This is a genomic window from Variovorax paradoxus NBRC 15149 (assembly GCF_001591365.1).
GTDB lineage: Bacteria > Pseudomonadota > Gammaproteobacteria > Burkholderiales > Burkholderiaceae_C > Variovorax > Variovorax paradoxus.
This window is the reverse complement of sequence record NZ_BCUT01000001.1, coordinates 1929297-1946185: the sequence shown is the minus strand read 5'-3', so window position 1 is coordinate 1946185 and position 16889 is coordinate 1929297. Positions and strand designations below refer to the sequence as shown.

At 69.4% G+C, this 16889-nt stretch carries 13 protein-coding genes; 3 read left to right on the top strand and 10 right to left on the bottom strand.

Annotated features, from left to right (window positions below):
- Positions 1–4: 4 nt before the first annotated feature.
- The 3 genes from VPA02S_RS09150 to VPA02S_RS09140 are packed head-to-tail and all read right to left on the bottom strand — an operon-like array spanning position 5 to position 3743.
- Positions 5–1183, bottom strand: a complete 1179-nt coding sequence (locus tag VPA02S_RS09150) for a phospholipase A (protein ID WP_028254049.1) — start codon at positions 1181–1183, stop codon at positions 5–7.
- Entirely contained in the window at positions 1180–1641 is a 462-nt protein-coding gene (locus tag VPA02S_RS09145; RefSeq protein ID WP_012745874.1) for a hypothetical protein, read from the bottom strand. The genes VPA02S_RS09150 and VPA02S_RS09145 overlap by 4 nt, the downstream gene beginning before the upstream one ends.
- Positions 1638–3743, bottom strand: a complete 2106-nt coding sequence (locus tag VPA02S_RS09140; protein WP_026283889.1) for an ATP-dependent helicase — start codon at positions 3741–3743, stop codon at positions 1638–1640. The genes VPA02S_RS09145 and VPA02S_RS09140 overlap by 4 nt, the downstream gene beginning before the upstream one ends.
- A gap of 120 nt (positions 3744–3863) precedes the next feature.
- Here VPA02S_RS09140 and VPA02S_RS09135 point away from each other — a divergent pair, with 120 nt between their 5' ends.
- A complete protein-coding gene (locus VPA02S_RS09135) occupies positions 3864–4877 on the top strand; it encodes an AEC family transporter (protein ID WP_018903788.1) in 1014 nt (337 codons plus the stop codon).
- Between the two features lie 6 nt (positions 4878–4883).
- Here the strand turns inward: VPA02S_RS09135 and VPA02S_RS09130 are convergent, their stop codons facing one another.
- On the bottom strand, positions 4884–5537 hold the full coding sequence (locus VPA02S_RS09130; RefSeq protein ID WP_018903787.1) for a hypothetical protein: 654 nt from the start codon (positions 5535–5537) through the stop codon (positions 4884–4886).
- Between the two features lie 254 nt (positions 5538–5791).
- Between VPA02S_RS09130 and VPA02S_RS09125 the strand changes: the two genes are divergently transcribed.
- On the top strand, positions 5792–6001 hold the full coding sequence (locus VPA02S_RS09125; RefSeq protein ID WP_012745878.1) for a hypothetical protein: 210 nt from the start codon (positions 5792–5794) through the stop codon (positions 5999–6001).
- A 47-nt stretch (positions 6002–6048) separates the two neighbouring features.
- Here the strand turns inward: VPA02S_RS09125 and VPA02S_RS09120 are convergent, their stop codons facing one another.
- The 6 genes from VPA02S_RS09120 to VPA02S_RS09095 all read right to left on the bottom strand — a co-directional run bounded on the left by VPA02S_RS09120 (position 6049) and on the right by VPA02S_RS09095 (position 15366).
- Entirely contained in the window at positions 6049–8151 is a 2103-nt protein-coding gene (locus VPA02S_RS09120; protein WP_062363473.1) for a primosomal protein N', read from the bottom strand.
- Positions 8152–8629: 478 nt separating this feature from the next.
- Positions 8630–9742, bottom strand: a complete 1113-nt coding sequence (gene hemE, locus VPA02S_RS09115; RefSeq protein ID WP_062363472.1) for a uroporphyrinogen decarboxylase — start codon at positions 9740–9742, stop codon at positions 8630–8632.
- A 356-nt stretch (positions 9743–10098) separates the two neighbouring features.
- A complete protein-coding gene (locus VPA02S_RS09110) occupies positions 10099–11463 on the bottom strand; it encodes an MFS transporter (RefSeq protein WP_062363469.1) in 1365 nt (454 codons plus the stop codon).
- A 105-nt stretch (positions 11464–11568) separates the two neighbouring features.
- Positions 11569–12261 (bottom strand): thioredoxin family protein, encoded by a 693-nt coding sequence (locus tag VPA02S_RS09105; RefSeq protein WP_174545058.1) that lies wholly within the window; start codon positions 12259–12261, stop codon positions 11569–11571.
- Positions 12262–12354: 93 nt separating this feature from the next.
- On the bottom strand, positions 12355–14508 hold the full coding sequence (locus VPA02S_RS09100; RefSeq protein ID WP_081247508.1) for a protein-disulfide reductase DsbD family protein: 2154 nt from the start codon (positions 14506–14508) through the stop codon (positions 12355–12357).
- A gap of 108 nt (positions 14509–14616) precedes the next feature.
- The gene (locus VPA02S_RS09095; RefSeq protein WP_026283887.1) at positions 14617–15366 is read right to left on the bottom strand and encodes an alanyl-tRNA editing protein; all 750 of its coding nucleotides are present in this window, start codon (positions 15364–15366) and stop codon (positions 14617–14619) included.
- Positions 15367–15525: 159 nt separating this feature from the next.
- On the opposite strand from VPA02S_RS09095, the gene VPA02S_RS09090 reads away from it, so the two are divergent.
- A complete protein-coding gene (locus tag VPA02S_RS09090; protein ID WP_062363465.1) occupies positions 15526–16884 on the top strand; it encodes a PQQ-dependent sugar dehydrogenase in 1359 nt (452 codons plus the stop codon).
- The last annotated feature ends 5 nt before the right edge of the window (positions 16885–16889 follow it).

The following is a 16889-nucleotide window of genomic DNA, read 5'->3' as shown; positions in this document are numbered from 1 at the left end:
AAAGTCAGAAGTCCACCAGGCTCAGGCCGATGCTGAGCACGGTGCGCTTGCGGTTGTAGTCGACCAGCGTGTCGCCGTAGCCGTGGAACAGCTGCGTATGGAAGCGCAGGTTGCTCGTGGCCGGATCGCCGATGGCCTTGAGCCATTCGAGCCGCACCGAACCGCGGCCGCTGTCGCGCAGGTTGTTGCGCACGGTGAGGCCCAGCGTGTTGTCGCGGTTGAAGTTCCAGCGGCCCGTGAGCTCGGCGCGGCCGATGTAGTTGGAGATGTCGGGGTTGTCGTCCTTCGCGGCCTCTTCCGACATGCGCTGCCAGATGCGCCCGGTGATGGTGAAGCGGTCGCCCAGCTCGGCGCCGCCCATCAGGTAGACGCGGTTCCAGCTGCGCGACAGCGGCAGGCTCTGGCCGTTCGACTGGTGCACCACGCCCACGCCCGCATAGCGCCAGCGCCAGCCGCCGGGCAGGGCGAAGTCCAGCGGATAGACATACATCAGCTCGGGCTCGTGGTCGGTGGTGCGGAACGGCCGCGAGATCGAGCCGTTGAACAGCTGCCAGGTCGACTGCTGCGAGTACGCGAACCACAGCGAGTCCTTCTTGGCCGGTTCGTTCTGCGTGAGCAGGCCCTGGGCGATCTTGGTGCGCACCGACAGGCCGATGCGCATCTCGTTGGCCTGGTAGGCCACGGGCGTGCCGGTATGGCCCTCCGAGGGCGAGGTGGGCGTGTCGGGCCGGCTGGTGGCGGCCGAGGCCGACACGTTCAGCGGCCGGTAGCCGCGGAAGCCGAAGGTGCCGCAGTCGGTGCCGTTCTCCAGTTCCCAGAAGCGCGACAGCGCCGAGTACTGGCGGTCGCGGCAGCCTTCGCTGGTGCCGACCGAGATCACGCGCGTGGCCGGTATAGCGGCGTCCACCGGCGGCGCCGGCTGCGTGCTGGCCAGCACCGGCGGCGCCACGGGCACCGAGACCGAAGGCAGCGTCTGCTGCTGCGCCCAGCGGTCGAAGCAGGCCAGGCGCGCTTCGTTGCTGTTGCCGAGCGCGGCGCATTGCTGCCACGTCAGCTGCGCGTCGGCCAGCGGGCTGCGCGGCTGGTCCGTGGCCTGCGCATGCGCGGCAGCGGTGCCGCCCAGGCAGGCCGCGAGGGCCGCCAGCCGGGAGACGGAGAAGATGGCGTGTGTTCGTTGGGTCATTGGTTTCCTTGCATCCCTCCCTTTTTGTTCAGCACGAACGGATGCGTGCTTTCGTCCGCGGCGTTGCGCCACGTGCCCCTGAATTCCCGGCCGCAGGAGCCCGGTTGCAGGGTGCCGGCCCAGACGCCGCTGATCGCGCGGCCGTCCAGCGATTCGTCGATGGAGAGGGCGCCATCGTCGTCGACGTCGCCCGCGAGCTGCGCCACCGTCGGCTGGGCACCGCCGTGTGCGGGGCGCGTGATGGTGCCGCGCACGCCGGCGTAGTCGGGGTGCCTGCCGAGCTGCACGGCGGCCGCGGCGGGAGTGCCGTCGAAGCGCGCCTCCCAGTGGCCGTAGAGCGACTGCAGCGGCAGCTCGCGCGCATCGGCGGGGCAGTCGCCGCCGCCGCCCTGCGTTGCCGTGGCGCAGCCGGTGGCGGCAAGAAGCGCCGCAAGAAAGGCGGGCAGCAGCCTCTTCATGGCGCCGCCGCAGCCGCGGCCTTGGCGGCCGCGCTGTCCTGTGCCTTGCGCGCGAACTCGGCGCGCAGCGCCTTGAGCTTCTCGCGCGGGTCTTCGCGGGTGGTGGCCTTGTCCAGGCCCATCTCGGCGATGAAGCGGCTCGGCACGCAGGGCACCATCTCGCGGCCCTGCTTGCGCTTCTTGGTCCAGCTCACGGCCAGGCTGCGCTGCGCGCGCGTGATGCCCACGTACATCAGGCGGCGCTCTTCCTGCAGCCGCTGCAGCGTGTCGTCGCTCACCTGGAGCTGGCGGCCGTTGTCGTCCTCGAGCTTGAAGGGCAGCAGGCCTTCGGTCACGCCGATCAGCATCACGTGCGGCCATTCGAGGCCCTTGGAGGCATGCAGCGTGGACAGCGTGACCACGTTCTGGTCCTGCTCGCGCTCGCTGATGGTCGACAGCAGCGAGATGGTCTGCGCCACCTCGAGCAGGCTCTTGCGCTCGGTCTCGATGTTGCCGTCGGCACCCGAGGCGTCGTCGATGGTGCCGCCGGCGCGCTGCGACATCCAGTCGACGAATTCCATCACGTTGGTCCAGCGCGCGGCCGCGGCCTGTTCGCTGTCCTCGCCGTCGTAGAGATGCTTCTCGTAGTCGATCTCCTTGAGCCAGTCGAGCATGAAGGTGCGCGAGTCTTCCGCGCCCATGGTGCGGCGCGCGCGGTATTCGAGGTCGTTGATGTAGCGGCCGAACTCGTGGATGCCCTCGAGCGTGCGCTTGGGCATCACGCTCGGCAGCGACGGGCTGAACAGCGCCTCGAACAGGCTCAGCTTGTACTGGCTCGCAAAGGTGCCCAGGCTCGCGAGCGTGGTGTGGCCGATGCCGCGCTTGGGCGTGGTGATGGCGCGCAGGAACGCCGGGTCGTCGTCGTTGTTGACCCAGAGGCGGAACCAGCCGCACAGGTCCTTGATCTCGGCGCGGTCGAAGAAGCTCTGGCCGCCCGACACCTTGTAGGGAATCTGCGCCTTGCGCAGCGCCTGCTCGAACACGCGCGCCTGGTGGTTGGCGCGGTAGAGGATGGCGAAGTCGCGGAACTCCTTGTACTGCTTGCCCTCGATGGCGGTGTCGCCCGCGCGCAGGCTGACGATGCGCGCCACCGCGCGCTCGGCCTCGTGCGCCTCGGAGTCGGCATCGACCACGCGCACCGGCTCGCCTTCGCCGAGCTCGGAGAACAGCGTCTTCGGAAACAGCTTGGGGTTGGGGCCGATCACGTTGTTGGCCGCGCGCAGGATCGCGCTGGTGGAGCGGTAGTTCTGCTCGAGCTTGATGACCTTCAGCGCCGGGTAGTCGACCGGCAGCTTGCGCAGGTTGTCCAGCGTGGCGCCGCGCCAGCCGTAGATCGACTGGTCGTCGTCGCCCACCGCGGTGAAACGCCCGCGCTCGCCGGCCAGCGCCTTCAGCACTTCGTACTGCGTGGCGTTGGTGTCCTGGTATTCGTCCACCAATATGTGGCCCAGCGCGGCCTGCCACTTGGTGCGCACCTCGTCGAAATCGCGCAGCAGCTTGAGCGGCATGCCGATGAGGTCGTCGAAGTCGACGCTCTGGTAGGCCGTGAGCCGCTCTTCGTAGCGCGCCATGATGCGCGCGGTGATGCGCTCGTTGTCGTCGGCCGCGGCGGCTTCCGCCTGCGCGGCGTTCAGGCCCATGTTCTTCCACTTGCTGATGGTCCACTGCCAGATGCGCGCGGTGGCGGTGTCGGTGGTGCCGCCCGCGTCCTTGAGGATCTTGGTGACGTCGTCGCTGTCCAGGATGCTGAAGGCCGGCTTCAGGCCCAGCACCGCGCCGTCCTCGCGCATCATGCGCACGCCCAGCGCGTGGAAGGTGCAGATCACCACGTGCTTCGCCTCGCGCCCGATCAGCCCCTTGGCGCGTTCGCGCATTTCGCTCGCGGCCTTGTTGGTGAAGGTGATGGCCGCAATGCGCTTGGGCTCCAGGCCGGCCTGGATCAGCCGCCCGATCTTGTGCGTGATGACGCGCGTCTTGCCCGAGCCCGCGCCCGCCAGCACCAGGCAGGGGCCGTGCAGGTAGTTGACAGCTTCTTGTTGCGCGAGATTGAGACCGGAGGACATGGGGAGTGGGAACGGAAGGCCGCGGAGGAACGGCAGGCGCAAAGCGCGCAATGATACGGGGCGCATGTTTCCGGAGAGGCCGCCAGAGTTCACGATGCGGGACGCGGCGACAATCGGCGCGTGCTGCCTGTATTTCTCGTAACTTTTCCTTTCTTCGCGCTGATCGCGGCCGGCTACGGCGCCGCGCGCGCCCGCATCCTGCCGCTGGACGCGATTCCGGGCCTCAACACCTTCGTGCTGTACTTTGCGCTGCCCTGCATGCTGCTGCGCTTCGGCGCGGGCACGCCGATCGGACAGCTGCTCGACGGCAGCGTGGCGCTGGTCTGGGGCCTGAGCGCGCTGGCCGTGGTGGCGGGCGTGGTGATCTTCACCCGCAATGCGCGCATCGGCTGGAACGACGGCGCATTCGGCGCGCTGGTCGCGGCCTTTCCGAACACCGGCTTCATGGGCGTGCCGCTGCTGGTGGCGCTGCTGGGCGCGCAGGCCGCGGGGCCGATGATCATCACCATCGCGTTCGACCTGGTCGTGACTTCTTCGCTGTGCATTGCGCTGTCGCGCCTGGACGGCGCGGGCGGGCAGCACGGCCCGCGGCTGGCCGCGCGCCAGGCGCTGCGCGGCGTGCTGGTCAATCCGATGCCGTGGTCGATCCTGCTGGGCGTGCTGCTGTCGGCTGCGCGCTGGCGCCTGCCGGGGCCGGTGGAGCGCACCATCGCCATGCTGGCCGATGCGGCCTCGCCGGTGGCGCTCTTCACCATCGGCGCGGTGCTGGCGCGCTCGGCGCTGCTCGCGCGCGAGCACGGCGCCAGCGCGGCGGTGGCGGCCGCCATGGGCACGAAGTCGGCGCTGCCTCCCAAGGCACCGCTGGCCGACGTGCTGCCGGTGGTGGCGGTCAAGCTGCTCGTGCATCCGGTGCTGGTGTGGGCGGTGGGGCAGGGGGCCATTGCGCTCGGCCTGCCGCTGTCTTCTTCGGCGCTGATGGTGATCGTGCTGGTGGCGGCGTTGCCGAGCGCCAGCAACGTCTCGATGCTGGCCGAGCGCTTCGGGGCCGACAACGGCCGCATCGCACGCATCATCCTGTGGACGACGGTGGCAACCTTCTTCAGCTTTCCGTTCGCGGTCGGCGTGCTGCGCTGAGCGGCCTCAGGGCGTCAGCACGCCCAGCTTGAACGGATCGGCATCGGACAGGCGCTCGCACTTGGAGAAGTCGCGGCCCTGGGTGCCGTCGCAATAGAAGGCGTTGTAGATGCGGCCGAACAGCGTCGGGCTGGCCGTGAAGAGCACGCCGTGCTCGGGCCGCCAGTTGTCCCGGGCGTTGTCCCTGGGTGTGTCGGCGGCGCGGGTTTCCGTGGCCTGGATGGGCGCGGCTGCCGCAATGGGCGTGAACTCCGCCAGCGTCTTCTGGACCTCCTCGCTGCGCCAGCGCACCGCCAGCTCGGCCGCCGAGGGCCTGGCCGACACCGGCAGCAGCACGCCGTTCACCTGCAGGCCCCAGCCGAAGCGATGCGCCTTGCCGGCCAGGAAGGCATAGGCGCAGGCGGCCATGCACTGGCCGCGGATCTCGGTGTCCACACCGCTCGCGCGGATGGCGTCGGCAAAGGCGCCGGCCGCCTCGGCGGTGCCCCCGAACGAATCCTCGAACACCACGGTGCGCACGGTGCCCTTGCCCAGGTGCTCGGTGAAGGCCTTGATGGCGCTGCCGTCGAGCATGCCCGACACCACGAGCCGGCTGCCCTGCAGGTCGAGTTCGGCCGCCGAGCATGCAAGGCATGCGAACAGGAGAACCGCAGCAACCACAGATGAAGGCAGTTTCACGACAGACGACCCCCCGAGGACCAGCGTGCTTTGCTTGAGGTGCGCCGCCGGAACGGGCGTCGCACAGCGACAGCTTGTGCAGCGCGCGGCAGCGCAGTCAACGGTTTTTTCACAATATTTCCGCTGCCGAGTAACGGCCGTAAGGCATAGCTACTGCTATGCCTTCAGATGAATACTTGAGTTTGCACAATGCCTGATAAAGTGTTTGTGAATCAAAGTTTGAATGGGGCAGCACGATGGCAATACTTATTCGTATCCTGCTGTGGCTGGCCTGGGTTGCCGGCGTGAGCTGGTCCTGGCATGCCGACATGCTCGGCGCCGGCACTTCGCTCGCGCTGGGCGCCCTGAGCCTGGTGGTGTTCGCATGGCCCGCCAGCAGCGCGCGGCGCCGCAGCACCGAACTGCGCTACGTCGACGTCGGCAAGGAGCCTGCGGGCCTCTATTGAGCGACTGAGCGACTGAGCGTCGCGGCCGGGGCCCTGCGGGGCGGGTCCTAGATGCTGTGCGGGTCGACGTCGACCAGCCAGCGGATCACGCCCTTGCCTTCGGGCGTGCGCCTGAGGGCATGCAGCAGCGGCTGCCACTGCGCCAGCAGGCGCTGCAAGGCGGCGCGCGAGGGGCTTTCGATCAGCATCTGCGCCCTTTCCACATTGGCCACGCGCTGGATCGCCAGCGGCACCGCGGGATAGCGCACCACCCGGTCGGCGCCTTCCAGCGCCTCGGCGGCAGCGCTGGCCGCGTTCAGGAAGGCCTGCGCGGCTTCCTGCGTGCGTGCATCGGCACGCAGCAGCGCCTGGAAGGCAAAGGGCGGCATGCCGGCGGCGGCGCGCTCCTCGAGCTGCTGCCGCGCGAAAGCCGTGTAGTCGTGCCGTCGCAGGGCCGAGAAAAGCGGGTGCTGCGCATGGTGCGTCTGGATCCACATCTCGGCCGTGGCGCCCTGCGCCGCCAGGTAGGCGGCGTCGCGGCCCGCGCGGCCGGCCGACTGCATCAAGAGGCTGAACAGCCGCTCGGGTGCGCGGAAGTCGCTGGAGAACAGCGCGCCGTCTGGGTTCACTGCCGCCACCAGCGTGATGCGGCGGAAATCGTGCCCCTTGGCGATCATCTGCGTGCCCACCAGCACGTCGACCTCGCCCGAATGCACGGCCGCGAGCTGCGATTCGAGCGCGCCCTGTTTCTTGGTGCTGTCGGCGTCGATGCGCGCGATGCGTACAGCGCTGCCGTCGGGCCGCGTCACCGCCGCGAACAGCTCCGCCAGGTGTTCTTCGAGCCGCTCGGTGCCGCGGCCCACGGGCGCGATGTCGGGGTTGCCGCAGGAAGGGCAGGCGCGCGGCACGCGCTCGGTGAAGCCGCAGTGGTGGCAGCGCAGCGTGCGGTCGATCTTGTGGAACACGCGGTAGGCGCTGCAGTGCGGGCATTCGCTTTTCCAGCCGCAGTCGGCGCAGGCCAGCACCGGCGCATAGCCGCGGCGGTTCAGGAACACCATGCTCTGCTCGCCGCGCGCGATGCGCTGGCCGATGGCGTCGAGCAGCGCGGCCGAGATCACGGTCTTGGGCGGCTGCAGGTTCATGTCGACCAACCGCACCGTGGGCAGCTCGCCGGCGCCGATGCGCGACGGCATGGCCAGCCGCACATAGCGCCCGCCCGGGTCCTCGCCCTCTGCGGGGCGGCTCTGGTGCCAGCTTTCGAGCGAGGGCGTGGCCGAGCCGAGGATGACTTTCGCGCCCTCGCGCTGGCCGCGCCAGACCGCGAGATCGCGCGCCGAATACCGCGCGCCTTCCTGCTGCTTGTAGCTGGGGTCGTGCTCCTCGTCGACCACCACGAGCTTCAGGCCCGGCATCGACGCGAACACCGCCATGCGCGTGCCCAGCACGATGCGCGCGGCGCCGCTGTGCGCCGCGAGCCAGCTCGCGAGCCGCTGCGGGTTGGTCATGCCGCTGTGCAGCGACACCACCGCGTCGTCGCCGAAGCGCGCCTTGAAGCGCGCTTCGAGCTGCGGCGTCAGGTTGATCTCGGGCACCATCACCAGCGCCTGCGCGCCGGGGTCGGCCGCGAGCAGGTCGGCCACGCAGCGCAGGTAGACCTCGGTCTTGCCGCTGCCGGTGCTGCCGACCAGGAGGAAGGTGCCGGCCTCGCCCGCCTCGATGCGGGCCAGCGCGGCGGTCTGCTCCGCGCTCAGCGCGACCGGGTGGGCGGCCTCGGCCGTCTCGGCCACCGGGCCGGCCGCGGTCTTGCGCCTGAGGCGGCGCGCCAGCTGCGTTCCGCTCAGGTCGCGCAGCTGCGGCGGCAGCGCGGCCAGGGCGATCTCGCCGATCGAGCGCTGGTAGTAGCGCGCGGCAAATGCGACGAGGTCGCGCCAGGCCTCGCCGAGCGGGGCCAGCGCGTCCAGCGCGGCGCCCACGGGCTTCAGGGCCATGTCGGGCTCGGCACTTTCGAGCGAGACCGGCGGATTCCAGACCACGCCCAGCACCTCGCGCCGGCCCAGCGGCACCCGCACCAGCGTGCCGGGCACCAGGGGAGTGGGACTGGCATAGCTCAGCAGGTCGCCGAGCGCGGCATGCGCGGGCGTCTGCACCGCGATGTCGAGCCGCCAGGCCATCGCGGCGGGCACGCTCGCCGGTGCCGCGGCGGAGCCGGCCGCTGGCGTTGCTGCTGCTGTTTCGGAGACGGGGCTGACGGTGGGAATGGGTGTCCTTGTTGGCAAGGTTTGTTAATGCGACTTTGAACAAGATCGCTTAAGTCGTTGATTTTCCAGTGCTTTGGGGGTCATCCAGAGTTTCTGTGGATAACTTTGTTGACAACCGGGCTCGACACGCCGGCGAGCCTTGAAAATCAAGCCTCTGACTGGATTGCCCTCAAAAAAAGCAAAGTTCAATCTCTATATAAATCAACAACTTAGCGTCGCTATTGGTTTAGGAGCAAAGAGGGGAGGCCTACAGATAATCTTGCGCAGTGCAACACGTGTTTTGTGCATAAGTCGGTGTTCCTACACCGTTTTTATGCTTGACAAACGCCGGGAAATCGATTTTTGGGGCCGCGGCCGCGTCCCTGCGCGGCTGGCGGCTCTTTTACCGTTTTTAACCTTTGCGCAAGGCGCGCGATTGTGCGTGCACCGCCTGCACCAGGGCCGCCACGTGGTCCGGTGGCGTGAACTGGCTGATGCCATGGCCCAGGTTGAAGATGTGGGTCGGGCCCTTGGAAGCGGCATCGGCATGCGGCTGGCCGAAGGCCTGCAGCACCTTCGCCACCTCGGCCTCGATCTGCGCGGGCGGTGCGAACAGCACGTTGGGGTCGATGTTGCCCTGCAGCGCCTTTGCCTTGCCGTCGGTGCCTTCGCCGACCAGCCGGCGCGCGGCCGAGAGGTTCACGGTCCAGTCGACGCCGAGCACCTCGCAGTCGAGTTCGCGCATGGCTTCGAGCCACAGGCCCCCGCCCTTGGTGAAGACGATGCGCGGCACGGGCTGGCCGTCGGCGCCGTTGCGCTTGAGGCCGGCCAGCACGCGCGCCGTGTAGGCGAGGCTGAATTCCTGGAAGGCGCCGTCGGCCAGCACGCCGCCCCAGCTGTCGAACACCATCACGGCCTGCGCGCCGGCGTCGATCTGCGCATTGAGATAGGTGGCCACCGAATCGGCATTGACCGCGAGCAGGCGGTGCATCAGGTCGGGGCGGCTGTAGAGCATGCTCTTGACGAGGCGGTAGTCGCTCGAGCCGGCGCCTTCCACCATGTAGCAGGCCAGTGTCCAGGGGCTGCCCGAAAAGCCGATCAGCGGCACGCGGCCGGCCAGCGCCTTGCGGATCGACGCCACGGCGTCGAACACGTAGCGCAGCTTGGCCATGTCGGGCACCTCGAGCGCCGCGACGGCCACTTCGTCCTGCACCGGGCGTGCAAAACGCGGGCCTTCGCCGGCCTCGAACGAAAGGCCCAGGCCCATGGCGTCGGGCACGGTGAGGATGTCGGAGAACAGGATGGCGGCATCGAGCGGATAGCGCTCGAGCGGCTGCAGCGTGACTTCGGTGGCGTAGTCGACGTTGGTCGCCAGCCCCATGAAGCTGCCGGCCTTGGCGCGGGTGGCCACGTACTCGGGCAGGTAGCGTCCGGCCTGGCGCATGAGCCAGACGGGCGTGTGGTCGGTGGCCTGGCGCCAGCAGGCCCGCAGGAAAGTGTCGTTTTGCAAGGGGGCGAAGGGCATGCCCCGATTGTCGCAGGGGGCGTGGGCTTTGCTTTTGCTGGGCTGCTTGTTTGGGCGCTCTTGTTCGGGCTGTCCTTCAGGGCGCGTACACAGGCCACCGGGTACTCCCCTCCGCGAATGTCCCCCGCCTTCGGCTCCTCCTTTATTTCGCTGCGGGGAGCACCCGATGTCCTGTGCACTTGGGCACGCTCGTTGTGCTTCGCTGATCAACGACCGCTGCGCATAACGCTCCCGTCGATGGGGTGCCTTGCGCAGCGAAATCAAGGGGGAGGCCGCAGGCCGGAGGACATTCGCGGAGCAAGGTACCCCGTCGGCGGGAGCGCGCCCTGAACCGACAAGCGCGCAAGAACCAGAATTCAGACCACCGGCACCCGCACCGAATCCGCCGGGTCCACGTTGCGCCGATAGAGCACCAGCGTCGCCACCAGCCCGCAGGCGGCGGCGGCCGTCATCCACAGGCCCGGGGCGCCCTTGTCGCCGGTCATCTCGATCAGGCCGGTGGCAATGGCGGGCGTGAAGCCGCCGAACAGCGCCGTCGCGAGGCTGTAGGCCAGCGAGAAGCCGGCGGTGCGTACATTGACCGGCATCACCTCGGTGAGCGCCACCACCATCGCGCCGTTGTAGCTCGCGTAGAGGAACGACAGCCACAGCTCCACTTCGAGCATGCGCCCGAAGCTCGGCGCGCCGACCAGCCACTTGAGCGAGGGGTAGGCGGTGAGGACGGTCAGCACCGTGAAGAGAATCAGCAGCGGCTTGCGGCCCACGCGGTCGGACAGCGCGCCCATGACCGGCAGCCAGATGAAGTTGGAGATGGCCACGCACAGCGTGACGACCAGCGCGTCGGTCGTGCTCAGGTGCAGCACCGACTTGCCGAAGGTGGGCGTGTAGACCGTGATCAGGTAGAACGACACGGTGGTCATCGACACCAGCATCATCCCGGCCACGACGAGGCCCCAGTTGGCCACCATCGACTGGAAGATCTCGCGCGCGTCGGGCCGGTGCTTGCGCGCCATGAACTCCTCGGTCTCCTGCAGCGAGCGGCGGATGATGAACAGCACCGGCACGATCAGGCAGCCGACGAAGAACGGAATGCGCCAGTAGAAGTCGCCGATCTCCTGCGGGCTGAACGTCACGTTGAGCCAGTAGCCGAGTGCGGCCGCCACGATGATCGCCACCTGCTGGCTGGCCGACTGCCAGCTCACGTAGAAGCCCTTGCGCCCCGGCGTGGCCATCTCCGACAGGTAGACCGAGACGCCGCCGAGCTCCACGCCGGCCGAGAAGCCCTGCAGCAGCCGCCCGACCAGCACCAGGAGCGGCGCCGCGAAGCCGATGGTGGCGTAGCTCGGTACGCAGGCGATGAGCAGCGTGCCCACCGCCATCAGCGCGAGCGTGGCGATCAGGCCCTTGCGGCGGCCCACGCGGTCGACGTAGGCGCCCAGGAAGATCGCGCCCAGCGGCCGCATCAGGAAGCCCGCGCCGAAGGTCATGAAGGTCAGCATCAGCGAGGCGAATTCGTTGCCCGCCGGGAAGAAGGCCTTCGAGATCTGCGTGGCGTAGAAGCCGAACAGGAAGAAGTCGAACATCTCCATGAAATTGCCGCCCGTCACGCGCAGCACGGTGGCGAATTTCGAGGAGGAGGAAGCGCTGGAAGAAGCGGTGCCTGGCGCGGTGCGGGCGGCGGCCGCAGCCGATGGTTGCGCGGCGGATTGCGCAGGATTCATCTGGTTGTCCCCTTGGGCGATGTCGTTCGTCCGAGGGTAGGCCGGGGTTCCCGACCACCGCCTGACCGCGCGAGTCAGGTACCTGTCACTGCCCGTGGGGCTTCGTCAGCTCTTGTACTTCACCGAGCAGCCGTAGGGCCGCGTGGAGGCGGTCGAGATCGGCTTGCCGCCGAAGGCTTCGCCGAGCGCCTGGTTCACGTAGTTGGTCGCGGTCTTGATGTCGTCGGGCCGCGCCGAGGCGATGCTGTCGATGCCGCCCGCATACACCAGCATGCCCTTGGGATCGATGATGAAGATGTGGGGCGTGGTGCGCGCGCCGTAGGCCTGGCCGATCACGCCGTCCTCGTCCATCAGCACTGCGGTGGGCGCGGCCTTCTGCGACTTCATCCAGGCGTCGAGCGCGGCGGGCTGCAGGTAGTCGCTGGCCGCGCGCTCGGTGGAATTGACCGACAGCCAGACCACGCCCTGGGCCGTGGCGGCCTTCTGCGTGGCGGGCATGTTGCCGCTGTTGTAGTGCTTGCGCACGAAGGGGCAGCCCGGGTTGGTCCACTCGAGCACCACGAACTTGCCGGCAAAGTCGGACAGCTTGTGCTTGGCGCCGCTGGTGTCCACCGCAACGAAGTCGGGCGCCTGCTGGCCCACGGCGGGCGCGGCGAAGGCATTGTTGCCCATCAGGAAGGTGGCGCCCAGTGCCACGGCGGCCGCCACCACGGCGCGGCGCGAGGCGCGGCTGAGGGCCGCACGGGCATGGCGCGCGGCACGAATGGAACGCGAGTCGGACGATGGCGAAAGTGACATGGCCAGCTTGAACTCCAAAAGAAAAAACGAACAACGGCGACAGCTTAGAGCGCTTTGCTCATGTGCATGTGACAACCCATGTCACGCCGGGGGTCAAAGCGCGGCAAGCGCGGCGCGCACCTCGTCCTTGCCCAGGATCTCGGTCAGCACGACCGGCGCCTTGCCGGGCGCCTGCAGCACGTACAGCGGCACGCCGCTGCGGCCGAGCGCGGTCAGCGCGGCGGTGATGGCCGGGTCGCGGCGCGTCCAGTCGGCGCGCAGCATCGCGACCTTCCTGCGGTCGAAATCGGCCAGCACCTCGGCATCCGCCAGGGTGGCCTTCTTGTTGTACTGGCAGGTCACGCACCAGGCGGCCGTGAAGTCGATGAACACCGGCTGCCCGGCGCCCGTGAGCTCGGCCACGCGCTCGGCCGACCAGGGCTGCCAGCGCTGCCCCGCGGTGGCCGCCATCCTGGCCGGCTCCACCGTCTGCAGCACGTTGCGCCCGATGGCGGCGGCCAGCACCGCGGTGAATGCGACCATCAGCGTGGCAATCACCAGCCGCGTGCGGCCGCGCAGCGTCAGCGCCCAGACGATGGCGGCCATGCACACCAGCAGCGCGAGCAGGGTGCCTGCGCCATCGATGCCGCTTTGCTGGCCCAGCACCCAGACCAGCCAGGCCACGGTGGCGAACATCGGGAACGCCAGCAGCCGGCGCAGCGTGTTCATCCAGGGGCCGGGCTTGGGCAGCAGCAGCGCCACGGCCGGAATGAAGCCCGCCACCAGGTACGGCAGCGCCAGGCCCAGGCCCAGCGCGGCGAACAGCAGCAGCGCCTGGGTCGCCGGAAGCCCGATGGCAAAGCCGAGCGAAACGCCCATGAACGGCGCGGTGCAGGGCGAAGCGATCACCACCGCCAGCACGCCCGAAAGAAAGTCGTTGGCAATCGGATGCCGGGCCTGCGCCGAGCACAGCGACAGGGGCGCGGCGCGGCCGAATTCGAACAGGCCCGCGAGGTTGAGCCCGATCAGCGTGAACAGCGCCGCCAGCGCCGCCACCACGGCCGGCGATTGCAGCTGGAAGCCCCAGCCGAGCTGGGCGCCGGCCGCGCGCAGCGCCAGCATGGCGCCGCCCAGCGCAAGCACCGAGAGCATCACGCCGGCGGTGTAGGCCAGGCCCGCGGTGCGGTGCGCGCTGTGGTTGCCGGCCTGCCGCGCGAAGCCCAGCACCTTGATCGCCAGGATCGGGAAGACGCAGGGCATGAGGTTCAGCAGCAGTCCGCCGAGCAGCGCGCCGAGCAGCGCGGCCATCAGCGTGACCGTGGGTTGCGGCGGCAGCTCCGAAGAAGGCGACGAAGGCGCGGCGGCCGCATTGGCGGCCAGGGCCGCCTGCAGCGCGGGCGAGACCTCCGCGCGCGGCGCCGCGGCCGGCCAGTTGCCGCTGACGGGCGCCTCGGTGCGCCAGGCGACGGGCTGGCCCGGCTGCCGGTCGGGCTCGGCCAGCGCCACCACCAGCGGCAGGGTCGTCGGGCTGGCGCTGCGCTGGTCGGCCAGCGGCAGCGAGGCGGTCCAGGTGCCGCCTTGCCAGTTCTGGGTCCAGTCCTTGCCCGATTCGGCGGCGGTGCGGATCAGCTCGGGCGTTTCGGGGAAGAAGCCCAGGGTCTTGCCGCGGGCCGAGGCGGGCAGGCCATCGAGGCGCACCTGCAGGTTGTTGCCGCTGACCTCGACCGCGCCCGGCTTGGCCAGCGGCTGTGGCTGCGCGGCCTGCGCCGCGTCGAACTCGGCCTTGTGCAGCGCGGTCGAGCCCTGCAGCGGCAGGGCCAGGGTGAATTCGCCTTCCTCGGGAATGCATTCCTTGCGGCACACCAGCCAGCTGGCCTTGAGCCGAACGTCGAGCGCCGAGGCGCCGGCGCCCAGCGCCAGCGGCGGCTTGAAGTTGCTCGACACCTCGAGCGGCACCGGCAGCAGCACCGTGCCTTCATAGCCGTAGTTGGCGAGGTTGCCGACCGGGATCTTGCGCGGCACCGGCCAGGCGATCTCGCCGGCCGCCACGCCGCTCGGCAGCGTCCAGTTCAGCTCGGTGGGCAGGCCCGAATCGCCGGCGTTCTTCCAGTAGGTGTGCCACTCGGGCTGGTGGGTGATCTGCAGGCCGACCCAGACCGGTGCGCCCGGCGCAACGCCTTCGGGCGCATGCGCCACCAGTTCGGCGCGCACGTGAGGGGTGGTGACCACCGCGCCCGGCCTGGATGCCAATTGGGCCGCAGCCGGCATGCAGGCTGCGGCGGCTGCTACCAGAAACGTAGCGATGTGAAAGCGGGAAAAGATCATGCCGTCAGTCGGAGCAGGGGAGTGGTGCGAAGTTCCGAGGGTTGCGGCGGCTCAGGCGGCCCAGCCCAGCACCACGCGGCGGCTGTTGGCGCTCTTTTTCTCGATCTTGGTGACCATCACGGCGCCGATCTCGGCGGTGTTTGCAACATGCGTGCCGCCGCAGGGCTGGAAGTCGATCTGCGCCTCGCCCTCGCCGCCGATGCGGATGGTGCGCACCGTGCCCGTGCCGCGCGGCGGCTGCACGCTCATGCTCTTGACCAGCGCCGGGTTGGCATCGAGCTCCTCGTCGGTGATGGCGCCCACGGTCAGCGGATGCGCGGCTTCCACCAGCCGCGCAAGGCCGGCCGTCAGCGCTTCCTTGTCGAGCGGATCGGTCATGTGGAAGTCGATGCGCGCGTAGTCGGGCGTGATCGAGCAGCCGTTCACCGGCACGGGCACCAGGTGGCACAGCAGATGGCTCGCGGTGTGGAAGCGCATCAGCCGGTGGCGGCGCTCCCAGTCGAGGCGGGCGGTCACGGCGGCGCCGGGCTCGAGCGCGGCGAGCAGTTCGGCCTGGCCGGGCGCGGGCACGTGGACGACTTCCTGCGTGGGCTGGCCTTCCTCGTTCTTTGCCTTGCGCGTGTCGGCAATGGCCAGCTCGCGCCCGTCGGCCAAGGCCAGTACACCGGTGTCGCCGGCCTGCCCGCCGCCCAGCGGATAGAACACCGTGCGGTCCAGCACGATGCCGGTATCGTCGATGCGCAGGATGCGGGCTTCGCAGGCGCGCAGGTAGGCGTCGGCGCGGAACAGGTCGTCGGTCATGCGGCCGATGGTAGCGGCGATGCGCGAATGGGGTGCGCCCACGCCAAAAAGCGCCCATGGCCGACAGCCCATGCCGGCGCCGTCCTCATGATTTGCCGAAGGAACGACGCTGAAAAAGGAAAAGGGCGGCCTCCGCGCCGCAGCAACCAAGGAGCGCGAATGAAGGTACCGAGCATCGCCATTTCCCCGCTGGCCTGGACGGCCGCCGTGGCTGCAGCGCTGGCGCTGGCCGGCTGCGGCGAAACCGCCAAGGTGGCGCCCGAGGCCACCATCGGGCCACGCCCGCAACTGGCCGAACCCAACAAGACGCTGATTCCCACCGTGAACGTGGCCGAGGCGGTCGGCTGGACCGACACCGCCGCCCCCAAGCCCGCCCAGGGCCTGCGCGTGAGCGCACTGGCGCGCGGGCTGGACCATCCGCGCTGGGTCTACACGCTGCCCAACGGCGACGTGCTGGTGGCCGAAAGCAACAAGCCGCCCAAGCCCGAAGGCAGCAGCGACGGCGGCAGCGGCCCGATGGCCAAGGTCCGCAACTGGGTCATGGGCAAGGTCATGGGCCGCGCCGGGGCCAACGTGCCCAGCGCCAACCGGATCACGCTGCTGCGCGATGCCGACGGAGACGGCGCGGCCGAGGTGCGCCAGGTGTTCCTGTCGAACCTGAGTTCGCCCTTCGGCATGGCGCTGGTGGGCAACGAGCTGTTCATCGCCAACGCGGACGCGCTCGTCAAGGTGCCCTACACCGAGGGCCAGACCTCGGCGAGCGCAGCGCCCACGGTGGTCACGCCGCTGCCCGCGGGCATCAACCACCACTGGACCAAGAACGTGATCGCCAACGCCGAAGGCACCAAGCTCTACGTCACGGTCGGCTCCAACAGCAACATCGGCGAGAACGGGCTGGCCGCCGAAGAAGGCCGCGCCGCCATCTGGGAAGTGGACGTGAAGAGCGGCGAAAAGCGCCTGTTCGCAAGCGGCCTGCGCAACCCCAACGGCATGGCCTGGCACCCCGAGACCAAGGCGCTGTGGACCGTGGTCAACGAGCGCGACGAGATCGGCAGCGACCTGGTGCCCGACTACCTGAGCTCGGTGAAGGACGGCGCCTTCTACGGCTGGCCCTGGAGCTACTACGGCAGCAAGGTGGATGCGCGCGTCACGCCGCAGAACCCCGAGATGGTGGTCAAGGCCATCGCGCCCGACTATGCGCTCGGCGCCCATGTCGCGGCGCTGGGCCTGGTCTTCTCGGACGGCCGCGGCATGCCGCCCCAGTTTGCAAGCGGCGCCTTCATCGGCGAGCACGGCTCCTGGAACCGCAAGCCCAAGTCGGGCTACAAGGTGGTGTTCGTGCCGTTTTCCGGCGGCAAGCCGAGCGGGCCGCCGGTCGACGTGCTGACCGGCTTCCTCTCGGCCGACGAGAAGGCGCATGGCCGGCCGGTGGGCGTGGCGCTCGACAAGAGCGGCGCGCTGCTGGTGGCCGACGACGTGGGCAACGTGGTCTGGCGCGTGTCGGCGCAGGCGAAGTAGTGGCG

Coding starts and splice junctions, on each gene's coding strand:
- VPA02S_RS09110 (WP_062363469.1), bottom strand. CDS start 11,463: ATGAATCCTGCGCAATCCGCCGCGCAACCATCGGCTGCGGCCGCCGCC.
- VPA02S_RS09095 (WP_026283887.1), bottom strand. CDS start 15,366: ATGACCGACGACCTGTTCCGCGCCGACGCCTACCTGCGCGCCTGCGAA.
- VPA02S_RS09150 (WP_028254049.1), bottom strand. CDS start 1,183: ATGACCCAACGAACACACGCCATCTTCTCCGTCTCCCGGCTGGCGGCC.
- VPA02S_RS09105 (WP_174545058.1), bottom strand. CDS start 12,261: ATGTCACTTTCGCCATCGTCCGACTCGCGTTCCATTCGTGCCGCGCGC.
- VPA02S_RS09120 (WP_062363473.1), bottom strand. CDS start 8,151: ATGGCCTGGCGGCTCGACATCGCGGTGCAGACGCCCGCGCATGCCGCG.
- VPA02S_RS09125 (WP_012745878.1), top strand. CDS start 5,792: ATGGCAATACTTATTCGTATCCTGCTGTGGCTGGCCTGGGTTGCCGGC.
- VPA02S_RS09140 (WP_026283889.1), bottom strand. CDS start 3,743: ATGTCCTCCGGTCTCAATCTCGCGCAACAAGAAGCTGTCAACTACCTG.
- VPA02S_RS09100 (WP_081247508.1), bottom strand. CDS start 14,508: ATGCCGGCTGCGGCCCAATTGGCATCCAGGCCGGGCGCGGTGGTCACC.
- hemE (WP_062363472.1), bottom strand. CDS start 9,742: ATGCCCTTCGCCCCCTTGCAAAACGACACTTTCCTGCGGGCCTGCTGG.
- VPA02S_RS09090 (WP_062363465.1), top strand. CDS start 15,526: ATGAAGGTACCGAGCATCGCCATTTCCCCGCTGGCCTGGACGGCCGCC.
- VPA02S_RS09145 (WP_012745874.1), bottom strand. CDS start 1,641: ATGAAGAGGCTGCTGCCCGCCTTTCTTGCGGCGCTTCTTGCCGCCACC.